The sequence below is a fragment of the Pseudohongiella sp. genome (genome assembly GCF_040877505.1).
Classification (GTDB): Bacteria; Pseudomonadota; Gammaproteobacteria; order Pseudomonadales; family Pseudohongiellaceae; genus Pseudohongiella.
This window is the reverse complement of record NZ_JBBDNQ010000008.1, coordinates 110,943-126,359: the sequence shown is the minus strand read 5'-3', so window position 1 is coordinate 126,359 and position 15,417 is coordinate 110,943. Positions and strand designations below refer to the sequence as shown.

Below are 15,417 nucleotides of genomic sequence, written 5' to 3'. Positions count from 1 at the left end.
ACTCTGCTATCAAGAATCTGGTCGGCGCGCTAACTCATAAGCCATCAAGGAAGGCATTGATCTGCTGGTATAACCATTCAGGCTGATCGAGCATGATGAAATGCCGGCTGTCCTCTGCAAGCAGAATGTCCTTGTTGGCGAGATTCGCATACTGCGACTGGAAATTCGTCAACACTGTGTCAGCATCCGGGAATCCGGCGCCCAGGATCAGCGTTTCAGCGCCGACCTCGGCGAGTGTTTCCCGCAGATCCAGTTTCAGAAGGTCGGTATACCCGTACACATAGGTTTCGCGATCGGCCTGCACAATCCATTCTGCGAGCATTGGCACACTGGCCTGGTCTGCTGTCATATTGCCCGACATGGCTGTTGCCATTTGTTCAAATGCCTCGTCAGACATATTCAGCATCTGCCGGTTGTAGGGGCTGTCGTAGCGCAGAGCACTCACCGGCACACCCGGCATCATGATTTCAGCCATGGCCGGAAGCGAGTCCACCAGAATCATGCCGCTGATCCGGTCGGGCAACGCGGCAGCCAGGTCGATTGCCAGCGTACCGCCCATGCTGTGTCCGATAACAACAATTTCTTCCAGCGCATGGTCAGTCACATAGGCAATCAACTCTGTTTTAAGCCGGGAATACCAGGGCGTACCGATGGGAGCCAGGCCATTGAATCCGGCGTATGACACCAGATGTTGCTGGTAGTCGCCTTGCAGGTTCCGGGTAGTCTCGTTCCAGATTGAACCCGGATTGGTAAATCCCGGCAGGAAGATCAGTGCCTGTCCCGATCCGCGTTGTTCAACGTGTATTGCCTGTTGTGCGGCTGCTGTCTGCGTCAAAAGCGCCGTCAGTAAAATTGTTGCCAGAACCTTCATGTTCTTGTGCCTCCGTCCCTGTTGATTCGATGATGCGGTATTAATTCATGGGAACAATATCACGCTTGATCCAGCAATTGATAGATCCGCCGTATCGCCCGCACATCGGCGCCGGGTCCACGAATCTGGGGGTAATTGCCACTGTGTGCGGTCATGTCGATGTCTGTTGCCGCCTGTTCGGCGCTGAGGCCACGCTGCTTTAAGGCGCGGGTGTTGGCCCACAGGTCGCGCAGGTAAGCCTGCAACATGTCGATGCGCTCTTTACCCTGCACGCCCTGAATCATAGGTCCGTGGCCGGGCAGCAGGGTATCGAAGTCGAAGGACTTCAGGTGTTCCAGGGTGTCGGGCCATTCGTCCACGTGCGCATCACCCATATAAGGGAGAAATGGCACCATCAGGTCGCCGGTATAAATGATTTTTTCCTCGGGCAGGAACACCACCACGTCGCCGCCAGTGTGGCCGCGACCCAAATGAGTGATCTGGATTTCCCGGCCGCCGCCGCGCACCGCCTGAAAGATACTCATGGATTCATCAATGGTTATATTCGGTGGTGTTGGTTCAATGCCGGCCAGTGAATTCAGATGCGCCTGTTGCACGGCAATGCGGCCCTGCAGTGCGGCGCGCTCGTCCGTGTTTTCAGTGGTGGCCAGTTGCGCCTGCATCTGTTCTATTTGCCCGGGCACGCCTTCGGTGAAACTGATGAAGGTGGATTCTTCCAGGACATTGCCCAGTTCGCCGCTGAGTTTGTCGCGGGTATAACGATGACCGATGATTTCCACATCCTGCGGGAACACCTGATTACCGTGAGCATGGTCAAAATGGTAATGCGTGTTGATCAGATAGCGTACCGGTTTGGCGCTGACCGATTTGATGGCGTCTATCAGCGCCATGCCGGCGTTGGGCGAGACATGTGAATCCACTACCAGCAGATCGTGTTCGCCTTCGATCAGCATGGCATGACTCATCAGGTTGACGGCGCCAGTGGGGGTGACGTGGTAGATGCCGTCAGCCACGGGCGTGAACACGTGGCTGCGCGTTTCTATAATGCCGGCGGGCGCATCGTCCTGCGCCGAGCTCAGGCTCACCAGTGTGAATACCGAAGCCACCATGGCAACCCCGATAGCCAGTGTTTTTAGTTTGTTGTTATTGTTCATTGTTGGCCTTGATCCTTTCCCGATTATTGTAATATTTTTATCCATTCCCCTGGCTGGGGTGTGCCAATGGGGTAATAACCATTGAGCAGCCGCAGGGTTTCTTCCGGGTACTGCTGCACCGGGCTCCTCGCTGCCAGCGCCTGCCAGCTAAATCCCCCGGTCACCTGCACATAACGCACCCGCAACCCATTGGCAGCACTGCGCTCGTTGGCCTGAATGGGACGGAAAGTTCGGATAGAGGCGAAGAGCAGATCTTCCAGTTCATCATCGGCTGATTCGGGGTCGCTGATCTCTGCCCGTATTACAAAGACACGTGGCCCTAAATAGAAAGCCGCAATGCGTTCCTGATTGCCAGCATTATTGGTGTGTATACCTGTGTGCCCCAGCAAGCGGTACTGTGACAGGTTTTCTGATTGCTGCAGATTGCTGATACCCAGATTTTCACGGATATACAGGCGTGGCTCCTTGTTTTCACGCAGCCGCTGCGCTTCCACGCTGATGGCGGCACCATCATCGGGACTGGTGGCACGCACGGAGGTCATGGTTTCACTGATGTCCCAGTCATTGGGGAAAACCATGGTGTAACTCATCAGGTCCTGGTAGTAACGGTTGCGATCGCTGGCGACGCTGGTGTTCTCACCAAACAACAAACCATCAATGTGGTTACGGAACACCGCGTGATCACTCTCGCGAATTTCATCTTCCGGCAGATTGCCGGCGTCGGCAACTGCCTGCTGCAGGCGCACGTCGTTACGCGGGTGAGTGGTAAACAGACCATGGTAAGTCGGTTGACGCTGGGCCACACGAACGTTGAAGTCTTCCTGATTCTTTAACACCGACAGCACGTCGATCATGGCGCGCGGATTATAACCAGCGTTATAAAGATACTCGGCGCCCAGGCTATCGGCCTCCAGTTCATTGTCGCGACCGAAACCGCTGACACCCGCTGCTGCCCAGATGGAACCGATCTGCGCCAGCTCGGAACCGATATAACCACTACCGGTCGCCACGGCAGCGACGACTCCACCGACGGTGGCCGCAGCACTGCCCAGGCGTCCGCGTGCCTGTTGCTGAATGGCGTGTCGAGCGGTGATGTGGCCCACCTCATGCGCCAGCACTGCGGCCAATTCATCTTCGGTCTTGAGGTACAGCATCAGCCCGCGGTTGATGTAGACAAAACCACCGGGCAAAGCGAAGGCATTAATTTCCGGGCTATCAATAACGGTGAAGGTGTAGTCCAGATCGCTGCGGTGGCTGCCCTGGGCAACCCGCTGACCGACTTCGTTGACGTAGTCATTAAGACGCTGATCTTCGACCACACGCATGCTGGCGAGCACTTTCTCGTGTTCTTCGTGACCAATTTCCAGCTCCCGCGATTCACTCATCAGCACAAGATTGGGCTGACCGGTGGCCGGATTGACGGCACAGGCTTGCAGACCCGCTGCAACCGCAAGCATCACCAGAATCAGACGTGTTACACCGCGCACGCTCATGACCACTGCTCCCTATTCACGAAATTCGACTACGCTTTCTACGAGATTCAACCGCCTTTCTATTATATTCAACCGCCTGTCTACTAGATTCAACCGCCCTGGACAAACTGCTTTAACTGGTCGGCCAGGCTGTTGCAGGCATTGGCTTCAACCCGCGCAATCAATGGAATCGGCACAAACACGGCCGGCATGTAAGACTGACCGCTGGCATCGGCGCTGATGGTGCCGACGGCTGTATGTGATGACACATCCCACACCCGGGCCTCAAAACTGGAATCATCTTCCCAGGAACCAAAACCGAAACAACCGCCGCCGCCCGGGCCCACCGCACAGGAAATTGAACCCATGCGATTGGTGGTCTGGGTTTCCCCGTCCAGCCAAACGATGTAGCGCAGGCCGAACTCGGCCATCTGGTCGGTGACCAGTGGCTGCGCCATCAGTTCCTGCAGATCTTCACTGCGCATGGGCGCCGTGCGCGGTTCAAACCAGGGGAACAGCGCGTCGACAAACACCTGTTCCGGCACCACGGTGATGCCATCGTTACCGCTCGCCATGCGCTCCCCCACGCACTCGACAAATTCTGCCCGGGTTTCGTAGGCCGCACCCTGACGTCGGCCCAGAATCACAACCGATTCCCCGGCATTGATGCCGGTGACACCCTGACGGAATTCATCGATGGTTGTGGTGGTGCAGGCACCCAGTACCAGACCTCCGGTCAACATCATGATCAGATACATACCTGTTCGCGCCAGCCCTGCTATTGTATTTGCTGTTCTCATGCTGACTCCTGCGGTATGGACTATTGCAAACGGGGTTGCAACCAGTCCCTGACATCGGGAACACTGGTGAAACTGATGGAAAAATTCGAGGCCAGATCGCGCAAGGCTGCCACAGCCGCATCATTGATACCGCCTTCAGCGCTGCCAAACGTTTCCTGACCGGTCTTGCCGTAAGCCGTCATTACCCAATCTGCAATATAGTCACCACCGGGCTCCGTCAGGCGCATATTGTATTTGACCCACACCTCGTAAGAATCAAGCCGGGTTTTCTGGGGCATGCCCAGCTGAAATTCATCAATGTTCGGTATAAAGACCGCATCCACGCCCCGTTCATTCGCCGTGGCCGGATCATCGAGCACCACCACCTGCCGGAACATGGCGGGCAACACGGTATTAAAAAGCGCCATGTGCGAATTGCCACTGTTGACCAGGTATTCGTCTTTGCCGGCGTCGGTGCGTTCGGTATACACAAAGTTCTTCATGGCGTCGCTGTAGTACACCCCCAGCGTCATCGGCAGTGGCGGGATGTTGGGCGTGGGGTAAGAGCCTTCGATGGTAACGGTGCGCGCTGCGCAGGCACTGAGCGCCAGGGTGGCGAGCAATAACAGCATCATGGAGCGCCCGTGGCGCCGGAACGATACCCGCAACGATGGCCGTGACGATTGCCGTGACGATATAAGTCCGCTTGATATGAATTCGCTTCTCACTGCCTGCTCCACTCTTGCTTTTATGTTGGTTTATCTGTGCATGTGTACGCTATGAGCCCGGTTGATAAGAATTAAGCCCGACAAAACTGCCACCGTTGCGTTCAGCCAGCTCCCGCATCAGCGTGGCAAAGCGGTACAGGCTTTCGTGGTAACGCGGGTCCAAATCAAACAATACCGGAAAACCGACCGCGTGAATACGCATCAGGCGATTGCCGCTGGCATCGGCCTGGTTGATTCTGTCGACCGTTTCCACTACCCGGGTGATGGAGCCGCCAGGCAGAAAATCGTCACCAAAGGTATAGATACTCACCCGCTGACCGGTCTCGTAGAACGTACTGATAGCGCGGGTAATCCCTTCGACCGGACTGCTGTTGCTGAACGGTGCCCAATTGCGCAGTGCACCGATGATGGCCTGACGCCGGGCGGGTGTATCGGGAATCCATTGCCCCCGGTAATTGGGGAACATGTAATCGCCCATGTCGTTCATGATCTGGATGCCCTTGACCTCGGGGTAGATGTCCAGCACTTCGGTGACCATCTCCAGCACACGGGGCCAGGCGTTATAAAACATACTACCTGAGGTATCGATGAGAAAGATAATGTATTCACTGTCTACCGGGATGCCGCCAATGACATTGTTGCTGCGGGTAAATTCCTGTCCCAGCAGGCGCTCCATCTCTGCCGTCAGGGATTGCCGGGCAATGGCCAGTTCGCTTTCTTCCTCGGCACGCTCTTCGGCCAGTTCGGTGGAGGTTTCATATCGGCCGCGAATATTGGACATCTCCCGTTCCAGGCGCGCCACGCGTTCACGATAGGCGGACAGTTGTTCACGCCGGGCATTGAGCTCACGGTTCAGGACGTCGGTTTCACCTCGAATTGCGAACAGCGTCTCCTGCAGTTCCGCTACCGGCTGGTCGAGTTGCTGCGGGGCGTTCTCCAGTGTTACCGGTGCCGAATTTTCGGTAATCATCAGCAACAGGATGATGGCTCCGAAACCACAGGAGATGACATCCAGAAACGCTATGGTGGCGCCGTCTTCTTCGCGCTTTTTCTTTCTCATATCGTTCTCGCTACCTCAGGGCCAGTCGCGTGATGGCGTGATAAACGAACCACCCGTCAACACGCCCAGTTGCCAGTAGGCCGCCGCTGCGGCCGGGTCACCCTCCATTGGCAACAGGATGGTGTTCACCGGAATATTTGCCGGCATCGCACTCAGAGCCTGCTGGTAAAGCTCCAGCCGCTGCCTGGGTGTGATCGTTGTTGCGTTGCTGCTGCGCCCGCCCTGCGTCGGCAGGCTGTCGGTGATCAGGTACACATTGTCAGGCCTCGGGTTCATCGCCGCGACGGCCTCAAATGCGCGCTGCAGGTTGTTACCTCCGCCGGGTGCAATAGACTGGACCGACCTGACCACCTCATTCAATTCATCGCGATCGGCCACTTCCAGCCATTGTCCGTCGGTACCTGCCATGATCGCGCTGGCGGTCTCGTTGAACCCGTAAATCTGGTACTGGCTGACCAGCGGCAACTGGCTGCTGATCCACTCAACGATACGGACTGCGCGCTGCCATTTGGGCGCTGCCAGTTTTACTTCGTGCGACATATTCCGGATTCGGATGATATTGACCAGGGTATCATCCAGCATACTGGCCGAAGTATCGAGCAGGATCAGAATCCGGTTGCCGCCCAGAAACATCCCGGTCAGGTACTGCCGGTCACCGTCACCCAGAAACTCGCGACTGCTGTCACCCTGCTCTTCCACGGCACTGGTTTGCAGGCGCAGCAGCTCCTCTTCAAGAGACCGGATATCGGCTCGCATATCTTCCAGGCTTTCCTCGGTTGCCATGGAATCGCCTTCCAGCGCAGCAAGCTGCGACATGAAATCATCGATATCGCTCTGAATACGGTCCGCCAGGCCCTGTGCGTCAACCACCTCCAGGCTGACTTCGTCCAGGGTATTACGCACCTGGAATAACTGCTCTTCGCCTTCCAGAACTTCTTCCTGCAACAGTCTGGCCTCGGCGGTCAGGTTCGGATCCACTTCGTTGCGCGCTTCGGTGGCGGTGTGATCCAGAATCAGAAAAATCAGCACCACGGCACCGAACCCACAGGACATGACGTCGAGAAATGCCAGCCCCATCGGGTTCATGGTGCCTCGTCGGCGTTTAGTTCTGGCCATGGTGCACCTGAATCAGCCGCATCACCGGGCCACCGCCTTCGTGGCTGAGCGTGTCACCGGCGTACAGTTTCTGGCCGGGCGCGAGCGCTGTCACGCCTGGCCCGGTCATTTTTTCACCCTCGTCAGCCGCCTGTGCATGCAATAAAACAGAACCGGATGCCGATTTGATGACAATATCGCCACCGGACGGCGCCAGCACACACAGGTCGTCACTTGAAGGTGTATGCGAAATGGTCACGGCCCCGGCACGGCCATTCAGCGCGCGCACGTAACATGGCTCACTCAAGGCGTATGCGTTGTGGCCCAGCAGAAGGTGGGTGGCAGCCTCGCGCGCAGCCGAGGCAGCGAAAGTGCCTTCCGCAGGAGCTTCGGTAGTCCCTTTCACTTTCGGGGCATTGTGCGTCGGAGGCACGCGCCAGCTGCTGAGATAGGGCACATCGCTGCCCCGGGTCGCCATTGATGCGCTGGCACGGGTACAGGCTTGCGCCATCTCTTCCCCGGCCATCGGTGTCAATTGCACGCGCAGGCTGGCTTCCAGACCGGGAATGGCTGCTGCGCGCTCAGAGATCAGCACCGGCGCATCGGTGTCGCCCAGCAGCTGCTGCAGTTGTTGGCTGATACGACGGAACGCGGGCTGCAGAATGTCGACCAGTTCCGCGACGCTGACCCGGGCCTGATGAGTGGCTTTGTCGGTGGTGATGCTGACCAGAAAATCGGCCTGCCCGGAACGAATCTGCTGCAGGTAATCGGGCAGTTCGTTGTACAGGTGTTGTTCCCAGAAGGCACTGTGCTGCGGGTTGAACCGCGACTGTTCGATAAACGCGTCGTTGATTACCTGCACCAGGGAGTTTGACAGATTGCTCCAGCCTGCGCCCTGCACCACAGCAACCGATTCACGGCGGAACTGCTGCTGATCCGTGCTTAGCAGGGTGAGGCAGAACTGGTGCAGCTGCATGTCGGCAAATATCACACGCGGGTGCTGCGCCATGTGCGGCATCGCATAAAACAGCCCGGCGTCCAGCATGGCAGTTGCGCGGAATGGGCTCTGCCCGATCACACCGCCCAGAATGGCGAGCTGTTCGCGGCTGAAGCTGCCCGGCACGGCGATGGCAATGTCGCCTTCAAAATCACTGGCCTCGGCGATGTGCATCAGATGTGCGTGGGCGATATCCGCATTGTGCCGATAGTGCGCCAGCGGACGCTTTAACGGCGCCATACCTAAATTGTGCCAGAACTCATTGTGGGTGTTGATGGGGTGCAGCCGGCTCTGCTCGGCGGCGCTCTGGCCAAACTGTGTCTGTCCGCCCAGGCTCAGCACATAGGCCGGGCTGCTGCTGATCAGATCTCCGTCCTGATACAGGTTGATGCTGTGATCATTCAATTCGAGAACGGCGCCGGTCATACTGGTTGTACCACCTCGTCGTGATTGGCCTGCGGTGTGCTGCGTCCCGGTACCTGCAGATAACGTACCAGATGATCATCACAATAGGTCTGGCTATCCATCACCAGACGATCCTGCACCAGCGATAACTGATACAGCAGGAACATCAGCACAATGCTGGTGACCAGTGCAATGAAAGTGGAATTAAACGCGACGCCCAGGCTGACAGTGACACCCAGAATATCGCCGGTGACCGCCTGATGCGCCTGGCCCAGAGCGGTACCGATGCCGCGCACGGTGCCCAGGAAGCCTATCGACGGAATGGCCCAGGCGATGTAACGCACAATGGCCAGTTCACTTTCCAGACGCTCGGATTCGTTGTCACAGATATCGCGCACCGTCGCCGATACATCCTGCACATCGCGCGTGGTGCCAAAACGATGCAGGCCGGCGAGAATGGCGCGCGGCAGCAAAAAACCACGTTCTTTTTCCGGCAACGCCTGCACCGGCCGGGCATAGTGCCGGGTGTCTTCGGGCAGAATACTGGTGCCATCGGATACCTGCAGCAACTCGCGGTCCAGCAGTGCGCGCTCGCGCATGGTCCGTACGGTTTTCATGCCGATAATGGACAGGGCCCAGAAGAACAGAATGATACAGGTCTCCTGTTCAAAATCGCGCAGCACGATGTACAGGGAGCGATCCGGCACGTAGTTTTCGTCAGCCTCCTGCTGCATGGTCTGCTGTTGCTGAATGATGTCGGCATTCGGTCTGATCACGGCGACGTAGATGGCATGCACTACAATCACCACGATGATCAGTGCAAAGATCTGATAGATGACTTCAGACAGGTATTTTTGTTTCATGCGTGCTTCCCTGATCAGGTTAAACGGTAAAGAATGTTTTCAGATATCCACCGGAAAGGAGACACCAAAATCCTGAGATATCTGTTCCGACGGAATAAAGCGACCCGGCCCCTGGCTCTGGGAGCTGTCAATGGGCTGGCTGTCAATGTCAGGGACAGGGTCAGAGTCAGGCAGTTCGGTATCGGCCTGTTCGTTGTTACTATCGGCTGGGTCTTCCGTTGCTTCACTAGTGGCATCAGCTACCTGCTCTTCGTCGACATCGACCGCTTCCGGCTGCTGGGCAAGCAGCACAGTGCCGGACAGAAGCAGCAGCAAACTCAGTAACGTTGTTTTCATCACTATGCTTTTCATCTCACTGGCCCAGGTAGCGGGCGACACGGAAACCCAGATCATTGCGCGGCTCTTCACCAAAGTCGCGATACGAGGCACGCAGTTCGGTCATTGAGCCATGCGCCCAGCTTGAGCCCTTGATGGTGCGATAGCTGCCATCGCCGGGGCCGAGCGGGTCGGTTTCCTTGACCGAGCTCAGGCCGCTGACCGCGCCGTAATAATCATGCACCCATTCCGAGACGTTGCCGGCCATGTCAAACAGCCCCTGGGCATTGGCGGCAAACTCACCCACGTTGGCACTGCCCTGCACACCATCGTTGTAGCCGCGCAGAATCTGGCCGAGGAAATTGCTGGTGGATTCATCGGCAAAGTTGCCGCTGCCCGCCGACGGCGGCCAGTCTTCACCCCAGGCAAACCGGGTAGTGCCGGCCTGACCATCGGCCCGAGCGGCCCATTCCCACTCGGCCTCGGTGGGCAGCCGATAACCATTGGCATCGGCGTTGATACCGGTCACAGCGCCTTCTTCAACAAGGTAAAACGGTACCAGGCCTTCCTGACTGCTGAGCCAGTTTGTGTACAGCGCCGCATCCAGCCAGGACACCTGCACCGCAGGCTGGTTGGGCCGGTCCAGCGACTGCCCTTGCAATGTACCGGACGCATGATCTGCCTTGAAACGTTTAAACTGTTCATTGGTGACCGTGTGCAGAGAAAGGTAGAAGGGTTTTTCCATGACCACATCGCGCAGGGTTTCATTGGCGCGCCGGCCCGGTTCGCGGCGCGAGGAGCCCATGGTGAATTCATAGGGATAAAACAGGTGCAGGGTTTGCCCGGCCGCGTTGGTAATGATCGGCTCAATGGATTCCAGGCGGGCTTGTTCTTCGGTTTTAAGGCTGACACGTATTTCCTGATCAAGCCCTGGCCGTGACGTGAAGTTGGTGGCGTAGGGCACGTAGCCGTCGCGACGAATTTCAATGCGCTGACTGGCGGCGATCAGATTGACAGTCTGGTTGGCGGCCCCTTTCAGTTCACCGTTGACATAGAGCTCTGCGTCAGCGGGTTCGACAATAATCCTTACCGGATTGGTAATCGGGTCAAGTACCACAGTCATATCACGCGCTTCATCGGAGCCTGTCTGCACGCGACGCACCGCGGTATCGAAACCGGTGCGAAACAACCTGATGTCGTGTTCGCGCCCAGGGGGAAGAGAGACTTCCAGCGGCGTCTGGCCCCGGTATTGTCCGTTAATGGTGACATTGGCACTGCCCGGCGTTGAGCGGATAAAGACCAGACCGTCGGCCGCCTCAAGTGCCACTGCAGGCAACTGCTGAGCGACACCGGCATCTACCAGAATGTCGTCTTGCCATGCCTTGTATCCCGAGCGCTTGATGATGACATCGTAGGCACCCTGCAACATTTCGACCGTTGCCGGCGTCACATCCAGCACCTCGCCGTTTACGATGATGTCGGCACCAGCTGGCTGGGAGGCAAAACTGATGTTGGCCCATGCCGGTGACAAGGTGACATTGAGGGCCTGCTCGATCTGACGCCCTTCTATCTCTACTTGTTCGATGTATGGTAAGTAACGCTCGGCCTGAATCTGTAAATCATATGTGCCAGGTGGTACTTCCGCATCAAACAACGGTGCCGTGCCCAGATCAACACCGTCGAGCAGCACCCGTGCACCGCGTAATTCCTCGCCCAGTGCATCGCGTGTTGTCACGCTCACCAGGCCCGGCAGTGGTGTCAGTTCAAAAGAATGGGTTTGCGCTTGCGGTTCGCCAACGCTGAGCTGAGCCTCGCTATCGATATAACCTTCAGCGCTGAACTGCAGTTGATAGTCGCCCTGACGCATCAGGTAGCGGGGGCCGACTCTGATCGCAAAACCATCTGTAACTTCAATGCTCGCTATCATGGGCGTGACATCGACAAAAACGGAACGTGCAGTCAATACGAACCAGGCTGCCGTTGTTGCCATCAGCAGGCCGACAACAACCAGGCCATGATACCAGCGCGGCCGCCAGGAGAGGCGGCGTCCGGGCGGTGGCGGCGGACTGAAGTCGACCGGTGTGATCACGTCCGGCGTGTTTTGCTGGCCGGATGAAGTGTGGTTATCCTGCATCGTTTCAGGGCCTGTTGACTGCCGCGACCTCTTCGTTGCAGCGGATGGTTAATGAGCTCAGATCCCGTCCGAAACCGACCACAAATTCTTTCCTCACATCACGGTAACCCGGGCGCGTGCCCACAGCAACATAACGGCCGGGCCTGAGCATCAGGGTGGTTTCTGCAAATGCGCCCAACTGACCAACCTGGTAAACGGTAACATCAGTGGCGTTGTCGGATATCAGGGTGACTTCCACGGGTATCTGCATCTGCGCCAGCAGTTCTTCCATGGTCTCAAGCTGTTGTGACAATCGTTCGCCGACGGTGCCCTGCTCGGCAAGCAGGTCGGCCTCCAGATCACGGCCAATACCATAAACTTCCCGTGCTTCGTCGTAGGCGGCCTGGTCTGACAGGCGTTCCGGATGCTCGATGTTCACCGACAGCAGTCGGTCCAGTTGCAGGCGACGGGCAGAATAGTCTCTGCCTTCCAGTGCGAATACCAGATTACTGTCCATGGCCAACGCTGAATCGTAGGCGGCCACTGCCTGCTCCCAGTCTTCGGCAGCCTCGAATGCTTCCGCCTGCTCGCGAAGTTCGTCAATACTTGCCAGCGTCAGTTGTTCACGGGTCTGGGCAATTGCTTCGGTTGCTTCGTCAGAGCCGGGTTTGATGCGCAGGGCGCGTTCAAACGCGGCAATCGCGGCGTCTGTCTGATTCTGTTGCAGCAATGCAAAACCTTCAGACATCACCGCTGTATAATTGGCGTCCGTTATCATCCGGCGATTGCTGGCGACCTGCTCGGCGGCCCGTTGATGAGCGCTGTCCAGTGCCGCTGCCTGTTCAAATTGCTGCTGCGCCGCTGCCAGATCGCCCTGTTCCTGAAGTACCTCTCCGCTGGCAATCAACGCTTCCACCTCATCAAGCGTCTGCGCGCGGGCAAAACCCTGTTGTGCAATCTGGCTGTCGGGGTCCAGGCGCATCGCCAGCGCAAAACTGTCCAGCGCCTGCGCTGAGTTCGGTGCATCAAGGGCGGAGTTTCCCTCTGCGATCAGGTCGTTGAAAACCTCCGGCACTTTGTCCTGCAGTGCAGAAAGTGCCATATCACTTTCCTGGTAGGCCAACGCCGCCTGGGTGAATTCTCCGCTGCGATAGAACTCATCACCGCGCCTGGCCGCTGCCAGCGCCGCTTCATAATCCGTTGCCGCCCATTGGCCTACATCCATCTCGTCCAGTGCAGACTGTCTTTCCAGCAGACTGGCAAGCACGTCCTGGGCTTCGCGGCGCTGGCGCGCGCGCTGGGCTTCCTCAAAAGGGGATATGTCCGGTGTCGCCGGGGTCGACAGCGTATTGGAAGTGACAACTGGCGCGGGCTCGGCGCGTTTGACCAGCGGCAGCTCATATTCCTGCACCAGCCGGGGCAACACAAACACCACCGCCAGCGCGAGCAATATCAATACCGCCAGCGCCAGCCATACCCAGCCCGAAATTTTGTCACTGTTCGCCGTTTTACCGCCCTGCATACTTTAGTCCTAAACTGACGCTTGCCCGACCCTGGTCAAACACCGCCCGTTTCCGTCAGGTAAATTTCCATCAGGATGTCGCGCCATTGTTCATACTGCTCTTCAACGGTACCAGTGAGCATGATTGTGCGGTCGTCCAGTTCAATTACTTTGGGTGCTATTTCTGACTGCAGGGATTCGCCCAGCTCTTGCAGAGCAGCGATGTGCATGCGAGCTTCCGAGTTGCGATCAAAGCCGCTACGCACCAGATAGGCGCCCGCACCAACACCCACTATGCCCGCGGTTTGCACGGCTGCGCTACTTTGACTGCCGACGGCAGCGATGCCGCCCACAATCGCGGCCGCGCCGGTAATGAAGCGTCTGCGCGCAGAGCGTTCGGCTTCATCGAGCGCCATGGTTTCGTGGTAGCTCTGCTCGCGCCAGGCATCGTAGGGCCCCCGCATTTCGCGCGTGTAGGTGGCATAATAATCCTGCACAGTGTCAACAAACAGGTTGTCGCGTTCACGGATATCACGGATGCGGCGCAATGACGGATCATTTTCTGCCGGCAGTCGCGCCACACTGGTAATACCGCGGTTGTTGGTGGTGACGTAGGAACCAAAAATATCCGGCGCAAAATTGGCAGCAAACTGCAGCTCGGATACAGTACGAATATTCCGTACCTGATCGTCGCTGACATTGTTCTGGGCATAGGCCAGCAGATCGTTGGCGATGGTGTTGTAAACCACCTGGAACGGGTCGTGCAGTTGCCGCTGGGTCTGCTCATAGTTGTACTGACTGATATGTTCCTCATACACGCGCGTATACCATTCACGGCCGGTAGAGTCAGTGACGGTGACTTTGACCATCATGCCTTCACCATCGGACAGCAGAATCTGACCTTCCAGGAAAATATCCATCACGCTGCTTTGGGACGGCAATACCCGCACGGCACCCCAGTTACCCGAACGCTGCAGCGTGTCTGCCATCAGATAGGGGGCATAACGCGACTCGGCGCGACGGATCTCGAAGTTGGTCCGGTCCAGGTCGCCGCGCGCTACTTCGTCGATACCCGGATCAAACACCATCACACCAACGTCAAGCAGCAGGGCCTCGTCAACGGGGCCGGTGTTTTGCACCACCGGCACAAATTCGGTGGATTTGACCGATGTTGTTGCACAACCGGTCAACGCCAGCATTAACAACACCAGCCAGGTTAATGTCCTTCTGAATGTCCACATGCTCATCACTCGGTACCTGTTACTTCAAGGCCGGTATACCGGCGATATTCATCCCACAGCGCTTCACGCAATTCCGGATCCGCTTCACGCAGGGCGGCCTCCCGGATCTGTCGGGCAACCACGTCGTCTCCGCCGCCCGGGGGTATATCATCCGGCACCGGGAAAGTTTCTCTCTGCTCGCCGGCCGGGCCGCCATTAACGCCGCCCACTGAGCCGCCCGAACCGCCCGCCTGAGGCCCCTGGCCATCCCCACCCGGGAAGGACTGACCGCCGCTTGCGCCCGCAGTTTGCACAGCGGTCACCCCAGGTAGAGCACCCCTGCCATCTCCGCCCTGGCCGCCGTCCTCTTCATACAGACCGGCGGGATCATCACCCACTTCATTGGCGCGACGCTGAGCCCGGCTTCGTTCTGCAAGAATCAACCCATCAAAATCACCGTAGGCACCGCCAAGCTGGCCATCCAGGACCGCGACGCGTTGCGATGCCGTCATCACACCGACGCCGCCAGGGCTACTGCCCGTGCCGCCGCCGGTGGACGCTGCGCCAGTATTTGCGCTGCCGCCCTGACCTGAACCGCTTTGGCCTGAACCGCTTTGGCCTGAACCGTTTTGACCCGAACCAGACTGACCGGAACCAACAGCGCCACCACTGCCCGGCGCAGCTCCGCCCTGACCGCCTGCGCCGGCTGTTGCCGCCGGCGGGATGCGGTTCAGGCCACCGGTGCTGCTGCGGTCACCATAAGGGTCAAGCCCGCCACTACCCGCGGCTCCCCCCGCGCTGCTACCGCTTTGTGAACTGCTGCCAGCGCCGGGCATACCGGGTA

Annotated in this window: 14 protein-coding genes; all 14 read right to left on the bottom strand. The window is 57.9% G+C overall.

Annotated elements, in window-relative coordinates; all coding sequences use genetic code 11:
• Positions 1 to 34: 34 nt before the first annotated feature.
• Positions 35 to 871: an alpha/beta fold hydrolase gene (locus WD071_RS03145; RefSeq protein WP_368046865.1), complete on the bottom strand. Its 837-nt coding sequence runs from the start codon at positions 869 to 871 to the stop codon at positions 35 to 37.
• 59 nt (positions 872 to 930) lie between these two features.
• Positions 931 to 2,025 (bottom strand): MBL fold metallo-hydrolase, encoded by a 1,095-nt coding sequence (locus WD071_RS03140; RefSeq protein ID WP_368046864.1) that lies wholly within the window; start codon positions 2,023 to 2,025, stop codon positions 931 to 933.
• A gap of 23 nt (positions 2,026 to 2,048) precedes the next feature.
• Positions 2,049 to 3,518, bottom strand: a complete 1,470-nt coding sequence (locus WD071_RS03135) for a M48 family metalloprotease (protein ID WP_368046863.1) — start codon at positions 3,516 to 3,518, stop codon at positions 2,049 to 2,051.
• Positions 3,519 to 3,607: 89 nt separating this feature from the next.
• Positions 3,608 to 4,297: a hypothetical protein gene (locus WD071_RS03130; RefSeq protein WP_368046862.1), complete on the bottom strand. Its 690-nt coding sequence runs from the start codon at positions 4,295 to 4,297 to the stop codon at positions 3,608 to 3,610.
• Between the two features lie 20 nt (positions 4,298 to 4,317).
• Positions 4,318 to 5,004 (bottom strand): hypothetical protein, encoded by a 687-nt coding sequence (locus tag WD071_RS03125; RefSeq protein ID WP_368046861.1) that lies wholly within the window; start codon positions 5,002 to 5,004, stop codon positions 4,318 to 4,320.
• 49 nt (positions 5,005 to 5,053) lie between these two features.
• Complete coding sequence (locus tag WD071_RS03120; RefSeq protein WP_368046860.1) at positions 5,054 to 6,064, bottom strand: hypothetical protein; 1,011 nt, start codon at positions 6,062 to 6,064, stop codon at positions 5,054 to 5,056.
• Between the two features lie 15 nt (positions 6,065 to 6,079).
• Positions 6,080 to 7,180: a hypothetical protein gene (locus tag WD071_RS03115; RefSeq protein WP_368046859.1), complete on the bottom strand. Its 1,101-nt coding sequence runs from the start codon at positions 7,178 to 7,180 to the stop codon at positions 6,080 to 6,082.
• Positions 7,167 to 8,582, bottom strand: a complete 1,416-nt coding sequence (locus WD071_RS03110; protein ID WP_368046858.1) for a hypothetical protein — start codon at positions 8,580 to 8,582, stop codon at positions 7,167 to 7,169. The genes WD071_RS03115 and WD071_RS03110 overlap by 14 nt, the downstream gene beginning before the upstream one ends.
• Positions 8,579 to 9,424: a MotA/TolQ/ExbB proton channel family protein gene (locus WD071_RS03105; protein ID WP_368046857.1), complete on the bottom strand. Its 846-nt coding sequence runs from the start codon at positions 9,422 to 9,424 to the stop codon at positions 8,579 to 8,581. Before WD071_RS03105 ends, WD071_RS03110 begins: the two co-directional genes overlap by 4 nt.
• Positions 9,425 to 9,463: 39 nt before the next feature.
• Positions 9,464 to 9,760 (bottom strand): hypothetical protein, encoded by a 297-nt coding sequence (locus tag WD071_RS03100; protein WP_368046856.1) that lies wholly within the window; start codon positions 9,758 to 9,760, stop codon positions 9,464 to 9,466.
• 16 nt (positions 9,761 to 9,776) lie between these two features.
• Positions 9,777 to 11,873 carry a PEGA domain-containing protein gene (locus WD071_RS03095; RefSeq protein ID WP_368046855.1) on the bottom strand — a complete coding sequence of 699 codons (2,097 nt, stop codon included), beginning with the start codon at positions 11,871 to 11,873 and terminating at the stop codon, positions 9,777 to 9,779.
• Positions 11,874 to 11,877: 4 nt separating this feature from the next.
• Positions 11,878 to 13,374 carry a hypothetical protein gene (locus WD071_RS03090; protein ID WP_368046854.1) on the bottom strand — a complete coding sequence of 499 codons (1,497 nt, stop codon included), beginning with the start codon at positions 13,372 to 13,374 and terminating at the stop codon, positions 11,878 to 11,880.
• A 35-nt stretch (positions 13,375 to 13,409) separates the two neighbouring features.
• The gene (locus tag WD071_RS03085) at positions 13,410 to 14,600 is read right to left on the bottom strand and encodes a hypothetical protein (protein WP_368046853.1); all 1,191 of its coding nucleotides are present in this window, start codon (positions 14,598 to 14,600) and stop codon (positions 13,410 to 13,412) included.
• Positions 14,600 to 15,409, bottom strand: a complete 810-nt coding sequence (locus WD071_RS03080) for a hypothetical protein (RefSeq protein ID WP_368046851.1) — start codon at positions 15,407 to 15,409, stop codon at positions 14,600 to 14,602. The genes WD071_RS03085 and WD071_RS03080 overlap by 1 nt, the downstream gene beginning before the upstream one ends.
• Positions 15,410 to 15,417: the final 8 nt, after the last annotated feature.

What these genes read in the sequence shown, in the direction of transcription:
- WD071_RS03145 (WP_368046865.1), bottom strand. Translation starts at nt 871, where the DNA reads ATGAAGGTTCTGGCAACAATTTTACTGACGGCGCTTTTGACGCAGACA.
- WD071_RS03140 (WP_368046864.1), bottom strand. Translation starts at nt 2,025, where the DNA reads ATGAACAATAACAACAAACTAAAAACACTGGCTATCGGGGTTGCCATG.
- WD071_RS03135 (WP_368046863.1), bottom strand. Translation starts at nt 3,518, where the DNA reads ATGAGCGTGCGCGGTGTAACACGTCTGATTCTGGTGATGCTTGCGGTT.
- WD071_RS03130 (WP_368046862.1), bottom strand. Translation starts at nt 4,297, where the DNA reads ATGAGAACAGCAAATACAATAGCAGGGCTGGCGCGAACAGGTATGTAT.
- WD071_RS03120 (WP_368046860.1), bottom strand. Translation starts at nt 6,064, where the DNA reads ATGAGAAAGAAAAAGCGCGAAGAAGACGGCGCCACCATAGCGTTTCTG.
- WD071_RS03115 (WP_368046859.1), bottom strand. Translation starts at nt 7,180, where the DNA reads ATGGCCAGAACTAAACGCCGACGAGGCACCATGAACCCGATGGGGCTG.
- WD071_RS03110 (WP_368046858.1), bottom strand. Translation starts at nt 8,582, where the DNA reads ATGACCGGCGCCGTTCTCGAATTGAATGATCACAGCATCAACCTGTAT.
- WD071_RS03105 (WP_368046857.1), bottom strand. Translation starts at nt 9,424, where the DNA reads ATGAAACAAAAATACCTGTCTGAAGTCATCTATCAGATCTTTGCACTG.
- WD071_RS03100 (WP_368046856.1), bottom strand. Translation starts at nt 9,760, where the DNA reads ATGAAAACAACGTTACTGAGTTTGCTGCTGCTTCTGTCCGGCACTGTG.
- WD071_RS03095 (WP_368046855.1), bottom strand. Translation starts at nt 11,873, where the DNA reads ATGCAGGATAACCACACTTCATCCGGCCAGCAAAACACGCCGGACGTG.
- WD071_RS03090 (WP_368046854.1), bottom strand. Translation starts at nt 13,374, where the DNA reads ATGCAGGGCGGTAAAACGGCGAACAGTGACAAAATTTCGGGCTGGGTA.
- WD071_RS03085 (WP_368046853.1), bottom strand. Translation starts at nt 14,600, where the DNA reads ATGAGCATGTGGACATTCAGAAGGACATTAACCTGGCTGGTGTTGTTA.
- WD071_RS03080 (WP_368046851.1), bottom strand. Translation starts at nt 15,409, where the DNA reads ATGCCCGGCGCTGGCAGCAGTTCACAAAGCGGTAGCAGCGCGGGGGGA.